Origin of the sequence: Pseudomonas anuradhapurensis (assembly GCF_014269225.2) — a bacterium.
Lineage (GTDB): Bacteria > Pseudomonadota > Gammaproteobacteria > Pseudomonadales > Pseudomonadaceae > Aquipseudomonas > Aquipseudomonas anuradhapurensis.
Window position 1 is genome coordinate 3550222 of sequence record NZ_CP077097.1, and the last position, 24896, is coordinate 3575117.

At 67.7% G+C, this 24896-nt stretch carries 11 protein-coding genes; 5 read left to right on the plus strand and 6 right to left on the minus strand.

What is annotated here, in order from left to right:
- Window positions 1-12: 12 nt before the first annotated feature.
- Window positions 13-1305, plus strand: coding sequence for a pyoverdine-tailoring periplasmic protein PvdN (gene pvdN / locus HU763_RS16385; protein WP_186688288.1), 1293 nt, complete (start codon window positions 13-15; stop codon window positions 1303-1305).
- A 104-nt stretch (window positions 1306-1409) separates the two neighbouring features.
- Here pvdN and HU763_RS16390 read toward each other — a convergent pair whose 3' ends face one another.
- Entirely contained in the window at window positions 1410-2378 is a 969-nt protein-coding gene (locus HU763_RS16390) for an alpha/beta hydrolase (protein WP_186688291.1), read from the minus strand.
- Window positions 2379-2516: 138 nt separating this feature from the next.
- On the opposite strand from HU763_RS16390, the gene HU763_RS16395 reads away from it, so the two are divergent.
- Window positions 2517-3638, plus strand: coding sequence for a cupin-like domain-containing protein (locus HU763_RS16395; RefSeq protein ID WP_186688294.1), 1122 nt, complete (start codon window positions 2517-2519; stop codon window positions 3636-3638).
- A gap of 38 nt (window positions 3639-3676) precedes the next feature.
- On the opposite strand, the gene HU763_RS16400 is transcribed toward HU763_RS16395, so the two are convergent.
- From HU763_RS16400 to HU763_RS16415, 4 genes are all read right to left on the minus strand, one after another.
- Entirely contained in the window at window positions 3677-5068 is a 1392-nt protein-coding gene (locus tag HU763_RS16400) for an aspartate aminotransferase family protein (protein WP_186688298.1), read from the minus strand.
- Window positions 5069-5204: 136 nt separating this feature from the next.
- Window positions 5205-6527 (minus strand): ATP-binding protein, encoded by a 1323-nt coding sequence (locus HU763_RS16405; RefSeq protein ID WP_186688301.1) that lies wholly within the window; start codon window positions 6525-6527, stop codon window positions 5205-5207.
- Window positions 6524-7207: a response regulator gene (locus HU763_RS16410; RefSeq protein ID WP_170030897.1), complete on the minus strand. Its 684-nt coding sequence runs from the start codon at window positions 7205-7207 to the stop codon at window positions 6524-6526. The genes HU763_RS16405 and HU763_RS16410 overlap by 4 nt, the downstream gene beginning before the upstream one ends.
- Window positions 7208-7345: 138 nt before the next feature.
- Complete coding sequence (locus HU763_RS16415) at window positions 7346-7909, minus strand: nucleotidyltransferase family protein (RefSeq protein ID WP_186688304.1); 564 nt, start codon at window positions 7907-7909, stop codon at window positions 7346-7348.
- Between the two features lie 261 nt (window positions 7910-8170).
- Here HU763_RS16415 and dsbD point away from each other — a divergent pair, with 261 nt between their 5' ends.
- The 3 genes from dsbD to dsbG are packed head-to-tail and all read left to right on the plus strand — an operon-like array spanning window position 8171 to window position 11479.
- Window positions 8171-9883, plus strand: coding sequence for a protein-disulfide reductase DsbD (gene dsbD, locus HU763_RS16420; RefSeq protein ID WP_186688314.1), 1713 nt, complete (start codon window positions 8171-8173; stop codon window positions 9881-9883).
- On the plus strand, window positions 9883-10719 hold the full coding sequence (locus tag HU763_RS16425; RefSeq protein WP_186688316.1) for a TlpA disulfide reductase family protein: 837 nt from the start codon (window positions 9883-9885) through the stop codon (window positions 10717-10719). Before dsbD ends, HU763_RS16425 begins: the two co-directional genes overlap by 1 nt.
- Window position 10720: 1 nt before the next feature.
- Window positions 10721-11479 (plus strand): thiol:disulfide interchange protein DsbG, encoded by a 759-nt coding sequence (gene dsbG / locus HU763_RS16430; protein WP_186688318.1) that lies wholly within the window; start codon window positions 10721-10723, stop codon window positions 11477-11479.
- Window positions 11480-11657: 178 nt separating this feature from the next.
- Here the strand turns inward: dsbG and HU763_RS16435 are convergent, their stop codons facing one another.
- Complete coding sequence (locus HU763_RS16435; RefSeq protein ID WP_186688321.1) at window positions 11658-24608, minus strand: non-ribosomal peptide synthetase; 12951 nt, start codon at window positions 24606-24608, stop codon at window positions 11658-11660.
- Window positions 24609-24896: the final 288 nt, after the last annotated feature.

Consider the following 24896-nt stretch of genomic DNA (forward strand, 5'->3'; position numbering starts at 1 on the left):
GCGAGCCACTCGATGAACGACCGTCGCACCTTTCTCAAGCAGGCTGGCCTGCTGGCTGCCGCGCTGCCCCTGGCCGGCCCCGGCGCGCTGCTGCAATCGGCACAGGCGGCGCCTGCGCAAGCAGCCACTGGCAACGACTGGGCGGCATTTCGCAGCCTGTTCGAGCTGGACCCTGCGTATGCCCACTTCGCCAACTTTCTGATCACCTCGCACCCACGCCCGGTGCGCGAAGCCATCGAGGCACTGCGCGCCCGCTTCGACCGTCACCCGGCCCGCCTGGTCGACTGGGACAGCCAGTCGGAGTGGAAGCACGAAGCCGCCGTACGCGAGTGGGCGGCGCGCTACCTCGAAGTGACGCCGCGCCAGATCGCCCTGACCGGCAGCACCACGGAAGGCCTCGGGCTGATCTATGGCGGGCTGAAGATCGCGCCGGGGCAGGAAATACTCACTACCGTGCACGAGCATTCAGCCGCCCGCCACACCATGGGTTTTCGCACCACCCGCGACGGCACCCGAGTGCGCCGGTTGCGCCTGTTCGACGACCCTGCCAAGGTCAGCAGCGACCAGGTTCTGACCACCATCGCTGCCGCCATCGGGCCACAGACCCGGGTGCTGGGCATGACCTGGGTGCACTCGGGCAGTGGCGTGAAACTGCCGGTGGGCGAGATCGGCGCGCTGGTCCGCGAGGCCAACCGCCAGCGTGACGCGCAGGACCGGATCATCTACGTGATCGACGGCGTACACGGCTTTGGCGTCGAAGACATGCGCTTTGCCGACCTCAACTGCGATTACTTCATTGCCGGTACCCACAAGTGGCTGTTCGGGCCACGCGGTACCGGGATCATCTGCGCGGCGTCCACCGGGCTGGAGCAACTGACCCCGACCATTGCCACCTTTTCCGAGAACGAAGACTTTGCCACCGTGATGACGCCGGGTGGCTACCACGCGTTCGAGCACCGCTGGGCGCTGGGCAAGGCGTTCGAATTGCACCTGCAACTGGGCAAGGCGGCCGTGCAGGCGCGTATTCACGAGCTGAACGACTACCTCAGGCAACGGCTTGAGGCACTGCCGGGTATCGAACTGGTGACACCGCGCAGCGCACGCTATTCGGCGGGGTTCACTTTCTTCAGGTTCAAGGGCCAGGATGCCGACGAGGTCGCCCGGCATCTCAATAGCCAGCGCATCGTGGTCGATGCCGTGTCGCGGGATGTGGGGCCGGTGGTGCGGACGGCGCCGGGGTTGTTGAATACCGAGGCCGAGATCGAGCGGTTGGTAAATGTGTTGGGGCGACGCGTTCACGGTTGACGCCTTGGGGCCGCGTGGCGGCCCATCGCGACGCAAGGCCGCTCCTGCAACATCGCGTCAATCTGGCCTGACGCTTTCGCAACACGCGCCCCGGCAATCTCGAGTCAGCCCTGCTCGCCGATCACCTGCAACCACGCCCCGACATCCCGATAGATGTCCCCCACCTGGCCCACGATCCCCGACATGCGCAGAAAGTCATGGGTCAGCCCCTCCACCCGCGCGAAGCGCACTGGCGTGCCACCCGCCAGCAGCCAGTCGCGATAAGCGATACCTTCATCGTGCAACGGGTCGTACTCGGCGACGAACAGATACGCTGGCGCCAACGCTTCCCGCAGGGACGAGCGCAACGGCGACACCCGCCAATCCAGGCGCTGCTCGGGCTGCGGTACATAGTGCCGGTAGAACCACTCCAGCGTGGCCGTCTCCAGCAGGTAGCCCTCGGCATGCTGGCGGTGCGAATCACGCTGGCAGGCCATATCGGTTACCGGATAGAACAGCAGCTGCGCCAGCGGCTTGAATGCCAGTGCCACGGGTTGCTCGACTGCCATGATGGCCATGACCGCAGCCAGGCTGGCCCCTACACTGTCCCCCGCCAGCACTATCCGGCGATTGTCCAGCCCCAGCGACGCTGCCTGTTCGGCCAGCCAGTTGGCGGCGTCCAGCACGTCGTGCAGCGCCACCGGGAACTGCTGCTGCGGTGCCAGGCGGTAATCTGCGGCCAGTACCGCGAACTCGCCCAGCGCCGCCAGACGGCGGCACACCGAATCATGCGAGTCGAGGCTGCCGACGACGTAGCCGCCACCGTGCAGGTACAGGATCACCGGTTGCACGGCGGTGCCGGCCTGGCCCTGGCGGTACAGACGGGCAGCCAGGCGAGTACCGTCGCGCACGCTGAACTGCAGCTCGCTGACCGTCACATGGCCCGGCGGGCTGGGGTCGAGCACCTGCGAGCTGCTTTCGAACTCGGCGCGGGCCTGGGCCACATCCATCGCGTGCATGGGCAGGCTCCTGCCCGTCAGCCGGCCAAACTCGACCAGTTCCAGAAAAGCCGCCAGATCGGGGTGCAGTGCCATGTGGGTTCCTTGGGTGAAGTGACTCGGGCTCCCCTACGGGACGTAGCTGCACGCCGAAAAATTAGCTGTCCGGACGGCTAAATCGCTGGCGCAGGCACTCGTCATCCTTGCACAACGAAAGACCGCCAGAGGCACACCGTGGATCTTCAGAGCATTCTCAGCAAACTGTTCGCCAACGCCCATGCCGTTGGCATCGAAGGCGTCTTCCAGTTCGTCTTCGACGAGGACCAGGCCTTCTGGTCGGAAGTGCGCGACAGCAGCCGCACCGGGGCCGGCCGGCACCACGCCCCGGATGTCACCATCGAGGTAGCCGAGCACGACTTCCTCGGCATCATGGGCGGCACCGCCAACGTCGAGGAGCTGTTCGCCAGTGCGCGCCTGAAGATCACCGGCAACATGGGCCTGGCCACTCTGCTACCGCAGATCATCAGCAACGCCCGCCGCGGGGCGACGCCGACCAAGGTATCGATGAACCAGCGCTACCCGACGCCGGCACGCTTCAGCGAACGGGTATCGGCCGCCCAAGCGGTGCAGCGCGAAGTGCTACGCATTGCCCGCGCCGACATGCCCGTGGCGCGCTTCCACAACGACTACCTGGTGCATGGCACCCCGCTGGTGATCAGCGATGCCCTGCAGGACTGGCCGCTGTTCAGCATGGGCCGTGAAGCCTCGCTGGAACATTTCGCCGAACTGCAGGGCATTACCCGCCATGGCGATTACGTGGAGAAGACGTTTTCCACCGACCGCGACTTCCGCTCCACCTCCATGGCCGAGTTCATCGCCTCGCTGGACACCCCGGCCAGGCCTGGCGAAACCCCGGCCTACATGGGCAACAACATCGTGCCGGAAAAGCTGCTGACACTGATCCGCTACCCGCCGTATTTCGCCCGCGACAAATTCATCGCGCCGCGTATCTGGATCGGCCCCAAGGGCACCCTGACGCCGTTGCACCGCGACGATACCGACAACCTGTTTGCCCAGGTCTGGGGGCAGAAGTCGTTCATTCTTGCCGCGCCGCACCATCGCCCGGCGCTGGGCACCTGGTCGACCAGCCCCAAGGGCGGCCTGGACGGCTGCGATTTCAACCCAGACGCGCCGGATTACCAACGTTTCCCGGCAGCGCGCGAGGTGCCGTTCCTGCGCGTGGTGCTGCAAGCCGGTGACCTGCTGTTCCTGCCCGAGGGTTGGTTCCATCAGGTGGAGTCGGTGTCCACCTCGTTGTCGGTGAACTTCTGGGTGGATTCCGGGCGCGGCTGGTAGCCGGGATTGCCGGGGGCGTTTTGCGCCCCCGGCATCGATCAGACAGAAACAACCAACGCCTCGGCAAAGCGCTGTGCCACTTCATCGATCTGCTCAGCGGTGATGATCAACGGCGGCAGGAAACGCACCACCGCGCCATGCCGCCCGCCCAGTTCCAGGATCAGCCCGCGCTTGAGACACTCGCGCTGCACCTTGGCTGCCAGCTCACGGTTGGCCTGCGGCTGGCCAAGGGCATCACGCTGCCCTTGGCCGCCTACCAGTTCCACCCCGAGCATCAATCCGCGCCCGCGGATATCGCCCAGTTCCGGATAATCCCGCTGCAACTGCTGCAGGTGCTGGCGCAGGCGCTGGCCCATGGCCTCGGCATGTTCGGCCAAGCGCTGTTCGACCAGGTAACCGATCACCGCCGAGCCCGCCGCCATGGCCATCTGGTTGCCGCGGAAGGTGCCAGCGTGGGCACCCGGCTTCCAGGTATCCAGCCAGTCGCGATACACCACCACTGCCAGGGGCAGGCTGCCACCAATGGCTTTGGACAGGGTGACCACATCCGGCACGATGCCGGCGTGCTCGAAGGCGAACATGCGCCCGGTGCGGGCAAAGCCGCTCTGGATCTCGTCGACAATCAGCGCCACGCCGGCCTGCTCGGTGATCCGGCGCACGCCCCTGAGCCACTCGACATCGGCCGGGATCACCCCGCCCTCGCCCTGCACCACCTCGAGGATCACCGCGGCGGGCAGGGGCACGCCGCTTTCCGGGTCGAGCAACAGGTTCTCCAGGTAATGCAGGTTGGCCTTGACCCCGGCTGCGCCGCCCAGACCGAACGGGCAGCGGTAGTCGTAGGGGTACGGCATGAACTGCACGCCGTTGCCAAGCAAGGCGCCCAGTGGCTGCTTCGGCCCATGGCTGCCCATCAGGCTCAGCGCGCCCTGGCTCATGCCGTGGTAGGCGCCGTGGAAAGCCAGCACGGTGCTGCGGCCGGTGGCACTGCGCACCAGTTTCAGCGCCGCCTCTACCGCATCGGTGCCAGTCGGGCCGCAGAACTGCACCTTGGCCTCACGACGCAGTGCCTCGGGCAGGACGCCGAACAGGTCCTGGACAAAGCGGTCCTTGACCGGCGTGGTCAGGTCCAGGGTATGCAGGGGCAGCTCATCGGCCAGGACCCGCTGGATCGCCTCGACCACCACCGGGTGGTTATGGCCCAGCGCCAGGGTCCCGGCCCCAGCCAGGCAATCGATGAACTGGCGGCCTTCGACGTCTTCCACATGAATGCCACTGGCGCGCTTGAGCGCCAGCGGGATGCGCCGCGGGTAGCTGCGGGCGTTGGACTCCTGTTGCTGCTGGCGTTGCAGCAAAGGCGAATCGGTGAACGCGTACAACGGGCGCGGCGCATTGGCCGACGGGCGCTGGGCAAGGCTGGAAGCGGTAGGCATGGGTGGTTCCTCGCAAGCAAGCGAATGAGCGGGTGTCGCTTGGAAAACGCTTGAATGCGGGAGGGATTTAGCGGTCATCGCGCTTTTTTGCTGTGCCTGTGCTTGCCCGCGAAATGGCCAGCACAGGCAGCGAAGATCAGCTGGCCGGACGTGCCGGCACCTGCAACAAAACCCGCAAGCCATCACTGCGGCTGTCGAACTTCAGGCTACCGGCACAGCGTTGCACGATCGCCTGCACGATCGCCAACCCCAACCCGCAACCACCACTTTGGCCATTACGCCAGAAACGCTCGGTCAAGTGCTCCAGGTCTGCCTCGGCAATTCCCGGCCCATGGTCACGCACCATGAAGCCTACCTGCCCGTCGCTCATCTGCAGTTCCAGCTCCACCGCCTCATCGCCACCATGACGCAAGGCGTTGTCCAGCAGGTTGCGCAACGCCGCCACCGCCAGCGGTGCAGGCATGCGCAGATAGACCTGGGTAGCCTCTTCCGGCAGGCGCAAGACGATACGCCGGTTGTCGCCGCCGCCGGCGTCCTGCACCGCCTGCCGTGCCACCTGCTCGGCGCTGCACTGCACGCCATCCTCGAACGACAGGCTGCCCTCCACCCGCGCCAGCATCAGCAACTGTTCCAGCGTACGGTGCATGCGGTCGGCGCCCTGCTCGGCATGTGCCAGTGCCTGCTCGCGCACTGCCCCGTCGGTCATGCGCGCCACCTGCAGGTGGGTCTTGATCGCCGTCAGCGGGCTGCGTAGTTCATGCGCGGCATCGTCGGTCAGGCGCCGCTCACGCTCGATCGTCTGGGCAATGCGCAGGAATAGCTGGTTCTGGGTTTCCAGCAACGGCTGCAGTTCGCTGGGCAGGCCCGCCACCTGCAGCGGCTCGACACTGTCCGCGCGCCGGCGGCGCAAGGCATCGCGCATGCGGTTGAGCGGTTCCAGGCCCTTGCCCAGGCCGATCCACAACAGCCCCAGGCTGCCGAGCAAGGCCATCAGCACCGGCGCCGAGGCGGCCAGCAGGATCGACTGGTTCAGCGCCTCGCGCTCCATGTGCCGGTCGGCGGTGGTGATACGCACATCGCCGTGGTTGTAGGTGAAGGTACGCCACAGCGCATCGTCGATGGTCTGGTCACGGAAGCCACTGCGCTCGTCGTCCATGGCGCCATCGTGCTTGTGGTTGCTGGCGAGGATCTCGCCACGCAACGAGCTGACCTGGCAGGCCATGCCGTCCGGCACGCTGAACTGGTCGGCAGAAAAATGCGCCTCCTCGCCCTTGGCGGTCAACGGTTGCGGCAGCTGGTCGATGAGCCCGGCGACCATGCGTGCCGAGGCCACCAGGCGCTGGTCGAGGGAGAACATCATCTGCTGGCGCAGGTCGCGCAGCATCCACGCGGCCGCCAGCACCCAGATGACCACGAAGGCGCTGCCCAGGATCAGGCTCAGGCGTACCCGCAGGCTCATGATGCGGCCTCTTCCGGCGCCTGCGCCGGGCCCAGGCGGTAGCCCAGGCCGCGCACGGTCTCGACGATGCCGTTACCCAGCTTGCGGCGCAGGTGGTGGATATGCACGTTCAGGGCATTGCTCTCCACCTCGTCGCTGAAGCCGTACACGCAGTCCTTGAGCTGTTCGCTGGACAGCACTCGCCCAGGGTTCTGCAGCAGCGCCTGGAGCAGGGCCTGCTCACGGCGCGAGAGGTCGACCGGCCGCCCGGCCAGGGTGGCCGCGCAGGTACTCGGGTCGTAGCACAGCGGGCCGTGCTCGATCACATTCACCGCGCGCCCGGCCACCCGCCGCAACAGGGTGTGCAGGCGCGCGGCCAGCTCGCGCAGGTCGAACGGCTTGAGCAGGTAATCGTCGGCCCCGGCCTGCAGGCCATCGACCCGGTCGGTGACCGCATCCCGCGCGGTGAGCACCAGCACCGGCAGCGTTTCGCCCTGCTGGCGCAGGCGGCGCAGCAGCTTGAGGCCGTCTTCGTCGGGCAGGCCGAGGTCGAGAATCATCACGTCGAACTGCGCGGCCTGCAGCATCGCCCGCGCATCGGCGGCATTGCCCACCCGGTCCACGGTCAGGCCCTGGGCGGTGAGGCCGGCGCAGATGCCGGCGGCGATCAGGTCGTCGTCCTCGCAGAGCAGAACGTGCATGGTGGGGCTCCCGGAGTGGTGTGGCTGACATTGCACCTTGGGCGGATTAAGGGGGGATTATGGACCTTTCCGAAGGGGGTTGGGGCTCGTCTTGGGTGTGCCGGGGGTGCTGAACCTGCAGCGGTGAACGCTTCGGGCCTACATCACCCCTTCCGGCGTATCCACATCCAGCAACACCCCGGCATCCTCTACCTCAACCACCACGCAGCAAGCCTGATGCCCGCGCACCAGCGCCCGCGCCCCTTCATCCCCGCCCAGCCGTTCCAACGCCGGCCAGAAATCGCGCCCGAAGATCACCGGGTGCCCGTGCTGCCCGGCATGGCGCGGCAACACGATGGTCGAAGGGCTGGCCGCTTCGGCCAGGCGACACAAGGTTGCCGGTTCGATCCACGGCATATCGCCCAGCAGAATGGCCACCGCCTGCGCCTGGCTGTCGCGCAACGAGCCGGCGCCGGCAGCCAGGCTGTGCCCCATGCCGGCGGCAGCCTCTGGGCTGGCGACGATGCGGCATTCGCCAGGCAGGCCAAAATCCTCGCCCCGTTCGCCTGCGCGTAACACCACGCGAACGTCAGCGAATGCTGCCCGAGCCCGCTCCACGCTATGCGCCAGCAGGCTACGACCATCCGCCAGGGCCACCCGGCGCTTGTCTGCGCCAAAACGCCTGGCGCTGCCTGCCGCCAGCACCAGCGCGACCACGCTCACGAGCGCACCTGGCGTTTGTGCGAGGTAGCCGCGGCAGCCATCGCAGGGCTGTCGAACGCTTCGGTACCTTTCGTTTCAGGCATGGGCAACTCGCAATGGCCGGATCATCAGGCAATGCAACCACTGCCGGGGCGGCATGGCAAGCGCGGCTGATGGTACCGCGCCCGGATAGGCAGCGCCGGTTGCACCAACAAGGGTTAACCTTGGGTTAATCGACCCAGGCCAGCATGACACCTTTCAACGTACTGCCAAGGCGAAGACATGCGCGTCCTCCTGCTCTTCCTGACACTGCTCCTGGCCGGCCCGTTGCAGGCCAACCCGTTCGATGTCAAACCTGACTTCCTGCCGGTCGACCAGGCTTTCGTGCTGACCCACGACCGCCAGCCCGATGGCCAGATGCGCCTGTATTTCCAGATCAAGCCAGGCTACTACCTGTATCAGAAACGCCTGAAGTTCGACGGCCTGCCCGTCGAGCAACACCCGCAGCTGCCACCTGCGCTCAACCACCACGACGAATTCTTCGGCGACAGCGCGGTGTACCGCGACCAGTTGCAACTGCTGCTGCCCGCCAGCGCCCAGGGCCAACTGCGCCTGGGCTGGCAAGGCTGTGCCGACGCTGGCCTGTGCTACCCACCGCAGACCACCTTGATCGACCTCGGCGGCAGCACAGCGCCGCTAGCCGAGCAAGCCAGCGACCAGGCGCTGGCCAGCGGCCTGCAGCAAAGCCACCTGGCCTGGAGCCTGCTGGCGTTCTTCGGCCTGGGCCTGTTGCTGGCCTTCACCCCCTGTTCGCTGCCGATGCTGCCGATCCTCGCCGGGCTGGTACTGGGCAATGGCGCCAGCGCCCGGCGCGGCTGGCTGCTGGCCGGGGTCTATGTACTGAGCATGGCCCTGGTATACGCCGCCCTGGGCGTGGTCGCCGCGCTGCTGGGCGCCAGCCTGCAGGCCTGGCTGCAGCAACCCTGGCTGCTGGGCAGCCTGGCGGGGCTGTTCGTGGTCCTGGCCCTGCCGATGTTCGGCGTCTTCGAACTGCAACTGCCCGCCGCCCTGCGTGACCGCCTGGACCGCGCCGGGCGCGGCACGCGTGGCGGCCACCTGTATGGCGCGGCGCTGCTCGGTGGGTTGTCCGGGCTGCTGATGGGCCCGTGCATGACCGCGCCGCTGGCGGGGGCGTTGTTGTACATCGCCCACAGCGGCGATGTACTGCAGGGCGCGCTGGTGTTGTTCAGCCTTGGCCTGGGCATGGGCGTGCCGCTGATGCTGCTGGTGACCTTGGGCAACCGCTACCTGCCGCGCCCTGGCGCCTGGATGAACCGGGTCAAGGGGGTATTCGGCTTCGTGTTCCTGGGCATGGCGCTGTACACCGTGCGCAGCCTGCTACCCAGCGCATTGCTGCTGGCCCTCAGCGGCGGGCTGCTGATCACCCTGGCCTGGGCAGCCTGGCCGGCCCTGCAGCGGCTACCGGCGTTGCGCGCTGTTCCGCTGCTGGGCGCCCTGTGGGGCGGCCTGCTGCTGGTGGGTGCGGCGGCCGGTGGCGACGACCCCTGGCAACCGCTGCGCCCGTTCACCGGCAGCGCCACGCCGGCCAGCGGGCAGCAGGTCGAAGATGCCTTCGTCACCGTCAGCCGCCCCGAAGACCTGCAACGCGAACTGGCGGCAGCCAAGGGGCGCGGCCAGTGGGTGATGGTCGACTACTATGCCGACTGGTGCGTGTCGTGCAAGGTCATGGAAAAACAGGTATTCGCCCGCAGCGACGTGCAGGCGGCCCTGGCCGGCGTGCACCTGCTGCGCCTGGACGTGACCGCCGACAGCCCGGCCAGCCAGGCTTTGCTGCAGCACTATCAGGTACCCGGCCCGCCCAGCATCATCTGGGTCGGCCCGGAAGGCGACGAACGCCGCGCACGGCGCCTCACCGGTGAAGTGGATGCAGCCGCGTTCCTGCAACACTGGACCCAGACCAGGAGCCAAGGCTGATGCTGACCGTAACCCTCGGGCCACTGACCATGGCCCTCAACCACCTGCTGATGCTTACCGCCCTGGTGATTGCCAGCGTGGTCGGCTGGTGGGTCGCCCGGCGTGGCGGCGAGAGCCCGGAATCGGCGCTGTTCAACCTGTTCCTGATCGGCCTGCTGTGCGCGCGCGCCGGCTTCGTGCTGGCCTATTGGCCGATGTACCAGGACGACCTGCTGCAGATCATCGACATCCGCGATGGTGGCTTCCTGTTCTGGTCAGGCCTTGCCGGCATCGTGCTCGGCGCCCTGTGGCAAGGCTGGCGTCATCCCGGGCTGCGCCGTCCGCTGGGCTGGGCGCTGTTCAGCGGCGCACTGTTCTGGGGCCTGGCCAGCCTCGCCGGGCACCTGTACAGCAAGGGCACCGAGCTGCCCGAACTGAGCCTGCGCAACGCCAGCGGGCAATCCGTGGCACTGCACGGCTACCGCGGCAAGCCGCTGGTGATCAACCTCTGGGCCACCTGGTGCCCGCCCTGTCGGCGCGAGATGCCGGTGCTGCAACAGGCGCAAGGCGATTACCCGCATGTGACCTTCCTGTTCGTCAACCAGGGCGAAACCCCGGAAAACGTCAGCACCTTCCTCGCCACCACCGGCCTGAGCCTGACCCATGTGCTGTTCGATGGTACCGGCCTGCTGGCCCAGCGCGTCGGTTCCATGGCCCTGCCCACCACCCTGTTCTACGACGCCGACGGGCGGCTGATCGGCAGCCACCTCGGCGAGCTGTCGCGGGCCAGCCTGCGTCACGCCCTGGAACCTTTCGACCGGGCCACCGCGCCCGCCCCTGCCGCACAAGGAAACTGACATGCGACTGACTGCACTGCTGCCCCTGTCCCTGGCCCTGCTGGCTGCCCCGGCCCTGCAGGCCGAAGAGCTGCCCAAGGCGATTCAGCAACTGCAAGCCAAGGGTGCCGTGATCAAGGGCAGCTTCGCTGCGCCCGACGGCCTGCGCGGGTACGCCGCCCAGTACCAGAACAACGCCCTGGCCCTGTACCTCACCCCGGACGGCAAGCATGTGCTGGTGGGCAGCCTGTTCGACGAACAGGGCAAGGACCTCAGCGCCGAGCCGCTGAAACAGCTGGTGTACGCGCCGATGAGCAAGGCCCTCTGGGCGAAGATGGAGAACACCGCGTGGATCGCCGACGGCAAGGATGACGCGCCACGCAAGGTCTACCTGTTCAGCGACCCCAACTGCCCGTACTGCAACATGTTCTGGGAACAGGCGCGGCCGTGGGTGGAGTCGGGCAAGGTGCAGTTGCGCCATATCATGGTCGGCATCATCCGCGAGGACAGCCCAGGCAAGTCGGCCGCGCTGCTGGCGGCGAAAGACCCGGCCAAGGCCCTGCATGAACACGAAAAGGCCGGCAAGGCCAGCACGTTGAAGCCGCTGACGCAGGTGCCGGAGGCGGTGCAGCAGAAACTGGCGGCGAACATGGCCTTGATGGAAGAAATGGGGCTGCAGGCAACCCCGGCGATCTTCTATCAGGATGAGCAGGGCAACCTGCAGAGCCAGCAAGGGGCGCCGCGGCCGGAGCTGCTGGGCAAGATTCTCGGCAAGCGCTGAGATAGCGCTTCGCGCTTTGTTGCAGGAGCGGCCTTGTGTCGCGAAAGGGCCGCAACGCGGCCCCGTGATATCTGCGGCGGAGCTAAACTGTTGGGGGCGCTTGGCGCCCCTTTCGCGACACAAGGCCGCTCCTGCAGGGCCAGCGCCAAGGTCCCATGCGGCGTGATACCGGTGGGAACTACAGTTCTTCGAACGCCGCCATCAGGTCACTCAGCCGGTCGACCTTGGCCTCATCCAGCGCACTGCCCTGCAGGCCCTGCACATGTTCGGCCAACTCCGCCACCGTGCTGCACTCGAACATCGCCCGCAGCGGCACGTTCAACTGCAGCTGCTTCTGCACCTGCGAGGCGATCCGCGTAGCCAGCAACGAATGCCCGCCCAGCTCGAAGAAGTTGTCGTGCACCCCAACCCGCCCGGCCTTGAGCACATCGGCCCAGATATCCGCCAGCAGTGCCTCCAGCTCATTGCGCGGTGCCTGGTACGCCTGGCTGTGCTGGCCAGCGATGTCGATGGCCGGCAAGGCGTTGCGGTCGAGCTTGCCGTTGGCGTTGTGCGGCAGGCTGTCGAACCAGCCCCAGTGCAGCGGTACCATGTACTCCGGCAACGCGGCACGCAGGCGCTGCTTGAGCTGCTCCAGCAACGCGGCATCGGCGCTGATGCCCTGATGCGCCACCAGGTAACCGACCAGGTACTTGCCATTGACGCCCTCCTGCACGCCAACCGCAGCGTCGCGGATCTCGGCCTGCTCGTGCAGGCGCGCTTCGATCTCGCCCAGTTCGATGCGGTAGCCACGGATCTTCACCTGATGGTCGATGCGCCCGATGTAGGCCAGCACGCCATCCGGGCGCTGCCGCGCCAGGTCACCGGTGCGGTACAAGCGTTCGCCTGCTGCGCCATGCGGATGCGGTATGAACGCCAGCGCGGTCCGCACCGGGTCGCCGACATAACCGCGGCCAACGCCGGTGCCGGCCACGCACAGTTCACCCACCGCCCCCAACGGCACCAACGCCTGCTCTTCGTCGAACAGGTAAAGGCGGTTGTTGTCGGTCGGCCGGCCAATCGGCAGGTAGCTGCCGTGGGTGGAGGCAGCATCGACGCGGAAGAATGCCACGTCGTCGGAGCACTCCGCCGGGCCGTAGGCATTGACCAGGCCGATCTGCGGGTAACGCTGCAGCCATTGCGCAGCCAGCTCCGGCGGCATGGCTTCGCCGGTCGGCAGCATCCAGCGCAGGCCGTCGAGGGCCTGGTGGTCGCTGGCCAGCATGCCCTGGATCAGCGACGGCACGCTTTCCAGCACGCTGATGCCGGTGGCCCGTACATGCGCCAGCAGGGCCTGCGGGTCCTGGGCGATCGCGTTCGGCACGATCTCCACCCTGGCGCCGAACAGCGGCGCGGCAAGGAACTGCCATACCGAGATGTCGAAGCTCTGCGAGGCAGTCTGGGCGATCACGTCGTGCTCGGTAAGCGCCAGGTAGGGAACCTTGCTCAGCTGGTTGTTGAGCATGCCGCGCTGCTCGACCATCACCCCTTTCGGCAGGCCGGTGGAGCCCGAGGTGTAGATCACATAGGCAAGGTTGCCCGGCGCGCTATGGATGCCAGGGTTATGGCTGGCCAGCGGGCTCGCCTGGACATCTTCCCACACCAGTAATTGCGGGCGTGCCGCTGCCTCCAGCGCTTCCAGCAACTGCCGAGCTTGCCCGGCACAGGCCGCGCTGCACACCAGCACCGGGGCGCGGCTGAGCTGGAGAATGCTTTGCAGGCGCGCCGACGGCAGGCCCGGGTCCAGCGGCAGGTAGCCAGCGCCAGCCTTGAAGCTGCCGACGATCATGCCCAGCAACGGCAGCCCGCGCTCGGCCAGCAGCGCCACCGGCTGGTCCACCTGCACACCTGCGGCCACCAGGGCATGGCCCAGGCGGTTGGCCGCCAGGTTCAACCCGGCATAGTCATAGGTCGCCTCCAGGCAGCGCGCCACGATACGTTGCGGGTGCGCCGCCACCTGCGCCTCGAACTGGGCGATGTAGCTCTGCTGCAGCGGGTAGGCGCGGCTGGTGCGGTTGCAGTCCTCGAGCAGGAAACGCTGTTCCTCGGCGCCCAGCAGCGGCAGCGCACTCACCTCACCGGCAAAGCCTTGCACCAGCGCCAGCAGCAGGCGCTTGAACTCGGCCAGCAGGCGCTCGACGGTCGGGTAGTCGAAATAGCGCTGGTCAAACGACAGGTGCAGGCCCAGCTCATCCCCCGGGTAGCACACCGCTGTAAGCGGGAAATTGGTGTGGGTGCGGCCCGAGTCGGAACTGGCGTTGAGCTGTTGGGCATGGTCGAGCACGGCGGTTTCGACCGGCGCGTTCTCGAACACGAACAGGCTGTCGAACAGCGGCTGGCCCTTGGGCAGTTCGCTGCACTCCTGGATCGCCACCAGCGGCAGGTATTCGTACTCGCGCAGCTCCATGTTGCGCTCCAGCAGGCCTTGCAACCACTGGCGCACGCTGCAACGCTGCCCGGCCGCCGGCAATTGCACGCGCAAGGCGACGCTGTTGATGAACAGGCCGACAGTGCGCTGCATCTGCGGCAGGCTCACCGGCCGCCCGGCCACGGTCACGCCAAACACCACATCACGGTCGCCGCTGTAGCGCGCCAGCACCAGGGCCCAGGCCGCCTGGGCAAAGGTGTTGACGGTAAGCTGATGAGCCTGGGCCAGTTCGCGCAGGCGCACGCCGTCGTCTACCGCCAGGCGGGTGTAGCAGTCACCGACGATCATGCCGCTGCCGGCGTGTTCGTGGCGTAGCGGGCGGTCACTGGGAATGGCGGTGGCGCGCTCGAAGCCTGCCAGGTTGGCCTGCCACCAGGCGCGGGCGTCGTCCAGGCCCTGGTGTTGCAGCCAGCCGATGTAGTCGCGGTAGCGCGGCGGCACCGGCAGTCGGGCCTGACGGCCCTCACCGAGGGCCTGGTAGATTTCGAAGAAGTCGTTCATCAACAACGAGCGGCACCAGGCGTCGATCAGGATGTGGTGGTTGCTCATCATGAACCAGTAGCGCTCATCGGCCACGCGCACCAGGCGCAGGTGGAAAGGCGCTTCGCTGAGCAAGGCGAAGCCAGCCTCGCGCTCCTGCTTGTGCAGGGCCTGCAGGCGCTGCTCCTGGGCGTCATCATCGAGGTCGCGCCAGTCCTGGTAATCCAGTGGCGTATTGCCTGGCTTATGGATGATCTGCAGCATCGCCTCGCCGGTGTTCCAGCTGAACGATGCGCGCAACGCCTCATGCCGTGCCACCACCGCTTGCCAGGCCTGGGCGAAGCGTTCAGGGTCAAGGGCACTGTTGATGCGGTAGCGGTCCTGCATGTAGTAGAGGCCGGTGCCCGGTTCCAGCAGGGTGTGCAACAGCATGCCTTCCTGCATCGGCGTCAGCGGGTAGACATCCTCGATCTGCGCAGCCGGTACCGGCAAGGCGTCGATCTGCGCCTGGGTCAGGTGCGCGAGCGGGAAGTCGGACGGCGTGAAGCTGCCGTTGCCATCGGCCAGGCAATGCTCGATCAGTGCCAGCAGCTCCTGGCGATAGGCCTCGGCCAGGCTGGCGATGGTCTGCTCGTCATAGCGTTCGGCGCTGAAGGTCCAGCGCAATTGCAGGGCTCCGCCATACACCTGGCCATCGATGCTCAGCCAGTTGGGCAACGGCGCATCGGCGGCTTGGGCCTGGCCGGCGGGGGTGTCCAGCGGCTGGAACAGCGCCGCGCTGTCGAACTGCTGGTCGAACTGGCCCAGGTAGTTGAAGGTGATGCGCGCCTGCGGCAAGGCCGCCATCTGCTCGCGTACCGTCGCATCGGCCAGGTAGCGCAGCACGCCGTAGCCCAGGCCTTTGTGCGGCACCTGGCGCAGTTGCTCCTTGATGCACTTGATCGAAGCGGCCCGCGTCGCATCGTCCTCGCCCGGCAGTGGGCGCAGGCTGAGTGGGTAGGCATTGGTGAACCAGCCGACGCTGCGGGTCAGGTCCATGTCTTCGAACAGCCCGTCGCGGCCATGGCCCTCGAGTTGCACCAACACTGCCTCATCGCCGCTCCAGCGGCACAAGGTGCGCGCCAGCGCAGTCAACAGCAGGTCGTTGACCTGGGTGTGGTACGCCGCCGGGGCCTGCTGCAACAAGTGCCGGGTCTGCTGCGCATCCAGGCCGATGGCCAGTGTGCGGGCATGGCGCTGCAGGTTGCCGCCCTGCGGGTGATCGCACGGCAGTTCGCGACGCACGCCCGCCAGCTGGCCTTGCCACCAGCCCAGCTCGTCGCGCAGCGAGTCGCTGCCGGCATAGCTGGCCAGGCGGGCCGCCCAGTCGCCCATGGTGTGCGTCTTGGCCGGCAGCGGCTGGCCACGGTACAACGCCTGCAGGTCTTCCAGCAGCACCCGCCAGGACACGCCATCCACCACCAGGTGATGGATCGCCAGCAACAGGCGCTGGCTGCCCTGCCCGTCACGCACCAGCAGCGCGCGCAGCAATGGACCTTGCTGCAGGTCGAGACTGCGCTGCAGGTCGGTGTACAGCGCCTGGCAATCGGCGAAGTCGGCAACCGTCGCGCTCCACAGCAATTGCCCGGCGCCAGGCTGAGCGTAGGCGGCCTGCCAGCGGCCGTTGGCCTCGCTGAAACGCAGGCGCAGGCTGTCGTGGTGCCGCACCAGGGCGGCCAGGGCCTGCTCCAGTGCCGCTTCGTCCAGCGCTTGGCGGGCTTGCAGCAACACCGCCTGGTTCCAGTGCTGCGGCTGCGCCAGGTCGGTGGCGAAGAACCAGTGCTGGATCGGGGTCAGGCCGACCTGCCCCTGGCGCAGGCCCTGGTCGAGGGTGCGGGTGGCGTCGCTGTGGCGAACGACGGTCGCCAGGGCCTGGATGGTCTGGTGCTGGAACAGGTCGCGCGGCGTGAACTGCAGGCCTGCCTGGCGAGCCCGGCTGACCACCTGGATCGACAGGATCGAATCGCCGCCCAGTTCGAAGAAGTTGTCCTGCACGCCGACCCGGGCCAGGTTCAGCACATCGCACCAGATCTGCACCAGTTGCGCTTCAACCACACTGCCAGGGGCCTGATAATGCTGGCGGGCCTGCTCCAGGTCTGGCAGCGGCAGCGCGCGGCGGTCGAGTTTGCCGTTGCCCATCAGCGGCAGGCTGTCGAGCAGGACCAGGTGGGCGGGCACCATGTAGTCCGGCAGGTGACGCCGGGCCTCGGCCTTTACCGCTTCACGCAGCCGACCCTGGGCCGCGCTGTCGGCAGCCGCCTGCCGGCATACCAGGTACCCCACCAGTTGCTTGCCACCCGGCAAGTCGAGGGCCAGCACCACGGCTTCGTCGACCTTGGCATGCGCCTGCAGGCGGCTTTCGATTTCCCCGAGCTCGATGCGGAAGCCGCGAATCTTCACCTGCTGGTCGGCACGACCCACGTACTCGACCAGGCCATCGCTGCCCAGGCGCACCAGGTCACCGGTGCGGTACAGGCGCCCGCCTGCGGCACCGAACGGGTCGGCGACGAAGCGTTCGGCGCTGAGGCCCGGGCGGTCGTGGTAACCCTGGGCCAGGCCGGCACCGCCGACATACAGTTCGCCGATCCCGCCTTGGGGCAACAGGGCAAGGTTTTCGTCGAGGATATAGGCCGTGCGGCTGCCGACAACACGGCCGATCGGCACGCTGCCTAGGTCTGCGGGCAGCGTGTCCGGTGCCAGGCAGGCCAGTGGCATGACCACGGTTTCGGTCGGGCCGTAGGCGTTGAACAACTGCTGCGGCACAAACGCCTGGCGAATGCGCTGCAGGTGCTCGCCGGTCAGCGCTTCGCCACCGGTGATCACCAGGCGTACCGGCAACTGCTCGCCCTGCCCGGCCAGGTACTGCGCCAACTGGCTGCCGTAGCTGGGCGTGAAGCCGAGGATGCTGACCTGCTGCTCGCGCACCAGCTGGCAGATATCCTCGGCCCCCCACTGCCCCTGGGCGCGCAACACCACGCGGGCACCGCACAGCAGTGGCACCCACAGGCGTTCGCTGGCGGCATCGAAGTTGATCGAATAGAAGTGCAGCTCGCAGTCGTCGCTGCGCATGCCAAATGCCGAGATCACCGCCTGGCAGTGCATGGCGAATTCGCCGTGGCTGACGACGACGCCCTTTGGCTTGCCGGTGGAGCCGGAGGTGTAGATCAGGTAGGCCTGGTGCTGCGCCAGGTTGCGGTTGTCCAGTGGCGCAGCGCTGTAGGCCGACAGGCTGGCGGAGTCGTCTTCCAGGCTCCAGCACACCACCCCTTGGGGCAGCTCGCCAAGGCTTTGCAGCAGCGCGCGCTGGCTCAGCAGCAGGCCGATGCGGCTGTCTTCGATCATGTAGCGCAGGCGGTCCAGCGGGTACTCGGGGTCGAGCGGCACGTAGGCGCCACCGGCCTTGAGTATGGCCAGCAAGCCGACCACCATGTGCAGCGAGCGCTCCAGTGCCAGGCCCACGCGCACCTGCGGGCCCACTCCACGCTCGCGCAGGGCGCGGGCCAGGCGGTTGGCTTGCTGGTCGAGCTCGGCATAGGTGAGGTGCTGGCCGGCGAAGGTCAGCGCAGCGGCGTGCGGGGTGCGCGCTGCCTGGGCGGCGAACAGGCCATGCAAGGTCTGGTCGAGGTTCCCATGCTCGCCGGGCAACTGGCCCGCCAGCACCTGCTGCTCGGCGCTGACCAGCATCGGCAGCTCGCACAGGCGCTGTTGCGGGTCGTCCAGCAGGCCGCCCAGCAGCTGCTGCCAGTGCTCGGCCATGCGGGCGATGCGCGGCTCGTCGAACAGGTCGCGGCTGTAGGTCAGGCAGCAGTTGAGGCGGCCATCGAGGTCGGTCACCTCCAGGTACAGGTCGAACTTGGTGGCGCTGGCATCGTTGACCAGGTAATCCACCTGCATGCCGGCCAGCGTACGGCTTTGCTGGAAAGCCCAGCGCTGGACGTTGCACATCACCTGGAACAGCGGGTTGTAGGCGCTGCTGCGCGGTGGCTGCAGGGCTTCCACCAATTGCTCGAATGGCAGGTCCTGGTGCGATTGGCCCTCGATGGCAGCCTGGCGCACCTGCTCCAGCAAGGCATGGGCAGTCATCTGCCCGTCAACCTCGCAGCGCAGCACCTGGGTATTGAGGAACGCGCCGATCAGGCCTTCGCTTTCCGGGCGGATGCGGTTGGCCACCGGCGCGCCGATGCGCAGGTCGCGCTGGCCGCTGTAGCGATGCAGCAAGGCGGCCAGGGTGGCGGTCACGGTCATGAACAGGGTTAACCCGCGCTGGCGGTTGAAGGCGTGCACGCGGGCGACCAGCGCCGGGGCCAGTTCGAAGCGGTACAGCTCGCCACGGTGGCTCTGCACCGGCGGGCGTGGGCGGTCGGCGGGTAGCGCGAGTACCGGGTGCTCATCGCCCAGGCGCGCCTGCCAGTAGGCCAGCTGGCGCGCACCTTCGCCACTTTCCAGCCATTGCCGTTGCCACAGGCTGTAGTCCAGGTACTGCACCGGCAGCGGCGGCAGTGGCGATTCGCGGTCATCGACGAAGGCTTCGTACAGCTCGCCCAGTTCGCGGGCGAAGATGTCCATGGCCCAGCCCTCGGTGACGATGTGATGCAGGGTCAGTACGAAGCAATGCTCACGCTCTGCGGCCTTGACCAGGCAGGCGCGCAGCAGCGGGCCGTGCTCCAGGTCGAAGGGCTGGTGCGCCTGATCGTCGGCCAGTTGCCGCAGGCGTTGCTGGCGGGTGGCCTCAGGCAACGCGCTGAAGTCGTGCCAGTCCAGGTGCAGGCTGGCGTCTGGCGCCACGCACTGGTACGGCACGCCGTCGATGCTCGGGAAGGTAGTACGCAAGGTTTCATGACGCACCACCAGCGCCTGCAGTGCACGCTCGAAGGCCTCCACATGCAGGGTGCCGCGCAGGCGCGCCATGCCACCGACGTTGTACGCCGGGCTGTCCGGCTGCATCTGCCAGAGGAACCACATGCGCTGCTGCGAGTACGACAGCGGCACGGCCTGGCGACGGTCGACGCGGGCGATTTCGCCTTGCAGGTTGCGCTCGCCGGCGGCGCGGATACGGGCGATCTCGGCACAGAAGGCGCCCAGTTCGCTGGCATTGAACAGGGCCTTGAGCGGCAGCTCGACATCGCAGGCCTGGCGGGTGCGCGAAACGATCTGGGTGGCCAGCAGCGAGTGACCGCCGAGGGCGAAGAAGTCATCCTGCAGGCCGACCCGCGGCAGGTTCAGCACCTCGCGCCAGATGGCCGCGACCTGCTGCTGCAATGCGCTTTGTGGCGCAACGTGCTCACGCTGCTGCCACACCGGGGCCGGCAGCGCCTTGCGTTCGACCTTGCCGCTGGGGCCCAGCGGCATCTGCGCCAGCGGGACGAGTTGTGCCGGCACCATATAGGCCGGCAACTGTTCGGCCAGCACGGCCAGCAACTCGGCTGGCTGGGCGCTGCCGCAATAGTAGCCGACCAGTTGCGCGCCGACCGCGTCCTGGTGCACCAGCACCAGCGCCTGTTCGACACCCGCTTGCGCCAGCAGGCAGGCCTGGACTTCCTCGGGCTCGACGCGGAAACCACGCACCTTGACCTGCTGGTCGAGGCGGCCGAGGTACTCCAGGGCCTCGCTCTGCACCTGCCAGCGGGCACGGTCGCCACTGCGGTACAGGCGTTCGCCATGGCCATCGGCCCGGGGCACGAAGCGTTCGGCGGTAAGGCCCGGGCGGCCCAGGTAGCCACGGGCCAGGCCGGCGCCGCCGAGGTACAGCTCGCCCGGCACACCGGGGGCAGTGAGTTCAAGTTCGTCGTCCAGCACGCGGCACAGCACATTGGCCAACGGGCGGCCGATCGGCGAACGCTCGCCATCCGCCGCCTGGCAGTGCCAATGGGTGACGTTGATGGCGGTTTCGGTCGGGCCGTACCGGTTATGCAACTGCGCCTGTGGCAGCACCTGCAGCACGCGGTCACGCAACGCGGCGGGCAACGCCTCGCCCCCGGAAAACACCCGGCGCAGGCTGGTACAGGCCGGTGCCTGCGGTTCCTGGACAAACACCTGCAGCAGGGGCGGCACGAAATGCAACGTGGTCACACCATGGGCCTGCACCAACGCGGCGATACGCTGCGGGTCACGGTGCTCGCCGGGGCCGGCAAGCACCAACTTGCAGCCCGTGACCAGCGGCCAGAAGCACTCCCACACCGAAACGTCGAAGCTGACCGGCGCCTTCTGCAGCAGCACGTCGCTGTCGTCCAGGGCATAAGTGGCCTGCATCCATTGCAGGCGCTCGGCCAATGCCGCGTGGGTGTTGCCTACGCCCTTGGGCTGGCCGGTGGAGCCGGAGGTGTAGATGACATACGCCAGGTTGTCGCCGTGCAAGTGCAACCCGGGTGCATGGCTGGGCCAGCTGTCCAGGTGCAGCTGGTCGAGGGCGATGGCGCTGACCCCATCGACCTGCGGCAGCTTGCCCAGCAGGCCGCTGTGGCTCAGCAGCAGGCCGGCGCCGCAGTCGGCGAGCATGTAGGCCAGGCGCTCGGCCGGGTAGTCGACGTCCAGCGGCACATAGGCGCCACCGGCCTTGAGGATCGCCAGCAGGCCGACCAACAGTTGCGGCGAGCGCTCGACGGCAATGGCCACACAGGTATCGGGGCCAACCCCCTTGTCCCTCAGGTAATGGGCCAGGCGGTTGGCTTGCTGGTGCAGCTCGGCATAGTCCAGGCTGCCCCCCTGCCAGACCAGCGCGGTGCGCTGCGGGGTCTGGCGCGCCTGATCATTGAGCTGCTCAACCAGCAGGCGCTGCGGCGCTACGGCCGGTGCCTGGCCCCAACCCAGCAGTTGCCTGCGGGCTGGCTCGTCGAGCAGCTGCACCTCGCCCAAGGCCCGTTGCGGCGCAGCGCAGACTTGCTCCAGCAGGGCCAGCAGGTGCTCGGCCAGGCGCTCGATGGTAGTGGCTTCGAACAGCCCGGCGGCATAGTCGAAGGCCAGGCTCAGGCGGCCCTGATGGTCTTCTTCGCTGTGCAGCTGCAAGTCGAACTTGGCCTCGCGGCTGTGCCACGGCAATTCTTCGACGAGCAGGCCAGGCAGGCGGCGCAGGGCCGACAGGTCGCGTTGCTGGTGGTTGAACATGACCTGGAACAGGCCTTGTTCGCGCGCCTCGGGCATGGCTTCGACCAGTTGCTCGAACGGCAGGTCCTGGTTGGCCTGGGCTGCCAGGGTGGCTTGGCGCACCTGGGCCAGCAACTGGCTGAACGGCAGGCGGCCATCGAGTTGCGCACGCATTACCTGGGTATTGATGAAGAAACCGACCAGGCCCTGGGTTTCCAGGCGCGGGCGGTTGGCGTTGGGCACACCGACGCGGATGTCGGCCTGGCCGCTGTAGCGGTGCAGCAGGGCCTGCCAGCCGGCCAGCAAGACCATGAACAGGCTGGCTTGCTGCTCGCGCGCCAAGCCCCTGAGCGCCTCGGCGAGGCCGGCTGGCACCTGCACCTGCAACCGGGCGGCCCGCTGGTCGCGTTGGCTGGTGCGCGGCTGGTCGGTGCACAAATCGAGCACCGGCGCTTCCTCGCCCAGGCGCGCCTGCCAGTAGTGCAACTGACGCTCGGCCTCGCCGGCGGCCAGCCATTGCCGTTGCCAGCTGGCGTAATCGGCGTAGCCGAGGGGCAGCGGTGCCAGGTTGGCCTGCAGGCCCTGGCAGTGGGCGGCATATAGCCTGGCGAATTCCTCCAGCAGGATATTCAGTGACCAGCCGTCAGCAACGATGTGGTGCAGGGTCACCCACAGCTGATGGTCTTCATCACCCAGGCGCGCCAGGGTCACCCGCAGCAGCGGGCCCTGGGTCAGGTCGAAGGGCTGACAGGCTTCTGCCTCGCGCTGGGCGATGACCTGGTCGGGCGGCTGGCCGGCAAGGTCCAGGCGGCGCAGGTGGAATGGCGCGGATGGGAGGATGCGCTGCAGGGCTTGGCCGTGTTCTTCGCTGAACACGGTGCGCAGTGACTCATGGCGCTGCACCAGTGCCTGGAAGGCCGCTTCCAGGGCACCTTCATCCAGCTCGCCACGCAAGTGCAGGCCAGCCGGAATGTTGTAGGCCGCCGCCTGCGGCTGCAACTGCCACAGCAGCCACAAGCGGTTTTGCGCCAGTGACTGGGGCAATGCCCGGGCGCGCGCCAGCGGGGCGATGGCGGTAGCTCGGGCGCCGTCGGCAGCGAGCAGGGCGGCCACTGCCTGGCTGTAGTCGGCCAGCACGGGCGCCTCGAACAAGGTGGCCAGGTTGAGCGAGATGCCCAGTTCGTCGGCCAGGCGAGCGGTGGCCTGGGTGGCAGCAATGGAGTTGCCGCCCAGCAGCAGGAAGTGGTCGTCTGCCGCCACCGTCTGCACCTTGAGGATGTCGCACCATATGCTGGCGATGCGCGCCTGTAGCGCATCAGCGGTTGCCGGGCTGGCATCGGCTGGATTCTGCCCAGGGAACCGGGCATAGCAATCCAGGCTGCCATCGGCCATGCGCGTGCGGCAGGCCGAGCGCTGCAGCTTGCCGCTGGAGGTCTTCGGCAATGCGCCGGGGTTCAGCAGCAGGACCACCGCCGGGGCTTGGCGGCAGGCATCGGCGACGACCTGGCGCAGGGTCTTGATCAGGTCGTCGGGCTTGAGCGCCTTTTGCACGTTGCGGCTGACTTCGACTGCCACGCCGATGCCCTCCTCACCCTGCTGCTCGACGGCAAATACTGCCACCCGGCCTTTGCGCAGCACCTCGACTTCGCGTTCGAGGGTTTTTTCCAGGTCCTGTGGGTAGAGGTTCTGCCCGCGTACGATCAGCAGGTCTTTCAGGCGCCCGCTGACGAACACTTCGCCTTCGCGCATGAAGCCCAGGTCGCCGGTACGCAGCCAGGTCTGGCCGTCCATTTCGACGAACGTGCGGGCGCTGGCTTGCGGGTTGCGCCAGTAGCCCCGGGCGATGCTCGGGCCGCTGGCCCAGATCTCGCCGACCTGGTTGTCGCCCAGCACCTGCAGGCGTTGCGGCTCGACAATACGCAGCGCATGCCCCGGCTGCGGGTAGCCGCAGCTCATCAGCACGCTGCCCTGGCCCGGCTCGGCGCGGTTGGCGGCGAAGGCCTCGGCGTCCAGTTCCAGCGCGGCGATGCCCTGGCCACGGCGGCTACCGCTGACGAACAGGGTCGCTTCGGCCAGGCCGTAGCTGGCGAAAAAGCTCTGCGGGTCGAAGCCGCAGGCGCGGAACTTGTCGGCGAAGGTGGCCAGGCTGTCCTGGCGGATCGGCTCGGAGCCGGAATAGGCCACGCGCCAGCGGCTCAGGTCGAGCCCGGCCAGGGCGGCCGTGCTGACCCGTTCGCTGCACAGGCGGTAGGCAAAGTCGGGGCCACCGCTGATGGTGCCGCCGTACTCGCTGATTGCCTGCAGCCAACGCAGCGGGCGGGCCAGGAAGTAGCCCGGCGCCATCAGCACGCAGGGCACACCGCTGAAGATCGGCTGCAGCAGGCCGCCGATCAGGCCCATGTCGTGGTACAGCGGCAGCCAGCTGACGATGACGTCGTCGGGGTTGAGGTCGATGCCGAAGCCGCGGCGGATCAACTGCTCGTTGGCCACCAGGTTGCCATGGCTGACCTGCACGCCCTTGGGCAGCGCGGTGGAGCCGGAGGTGTACTGCAGGAAGGCGATGTCATCCTCCGTTAGGGCCGGTTCGTGCCAGTGCGCAGCCAGCGCCGGGTCCAGGCGGTCGACCGCCAGCAGCGCAGGGGCGTTGGCCCGGCTCAGCGCCTCCAGGCCTTGCAGGCTGCCTTCCAGCGCCGCCACGGTCAGCAGCAGGCGCGGTTCGGCGTCGTCGATGATCGACAGCAGGCGTTGCTGATGGTGCTGGCGCGTCGACTCCGGCGGGTAGGCCGGCACCGCGATCACGCCGGCATACAGGCAGCCGAAGAACGCCGCCACGTAGTCCGGCCCACTGGGGAACAACAGCACCGCACGCTCGCCGAAACCGGCCCGCGCCTGCAACGCAGCGGCGATGGTGCGTGCGCGCTGGTCCAGTTCACGGTAGCTGAGCACGGCCTGCTCGCCGGGAGCGTCGGCGAGAAAGCGCAAGGCGATCCGCTCCGGGGTCTGTGCGGCGCGTTGCGCCAGGGCCTGGACCAGCGAGAGCGGGAGTTCGAAGGCGTCCGTCATGGGGGTGTTCCTGCCAGTGTCTGGTGAGGGCGGGCCGGCTGCTGCGCGAACCTGGGCGAGCAGCGTACGGCGGCCGGATGTACACAGGGGAACGTATGGGCAGGGGGAGAAATTAGCGGGGTCTGGCTTGGCAGGTGTGGCGCCTGGGAGATCGCGCGCCGCCCGCGCGGCGCATCGCGAGCTGCGCTCGCTCCTACGTTGGTTTCGGGCCAATTATTCCTGTGGGATTTGCGCGCGTACGCCTTGGCGCCCGACGGGATATCGCGTCGTACACACCAGGCGGTCGCG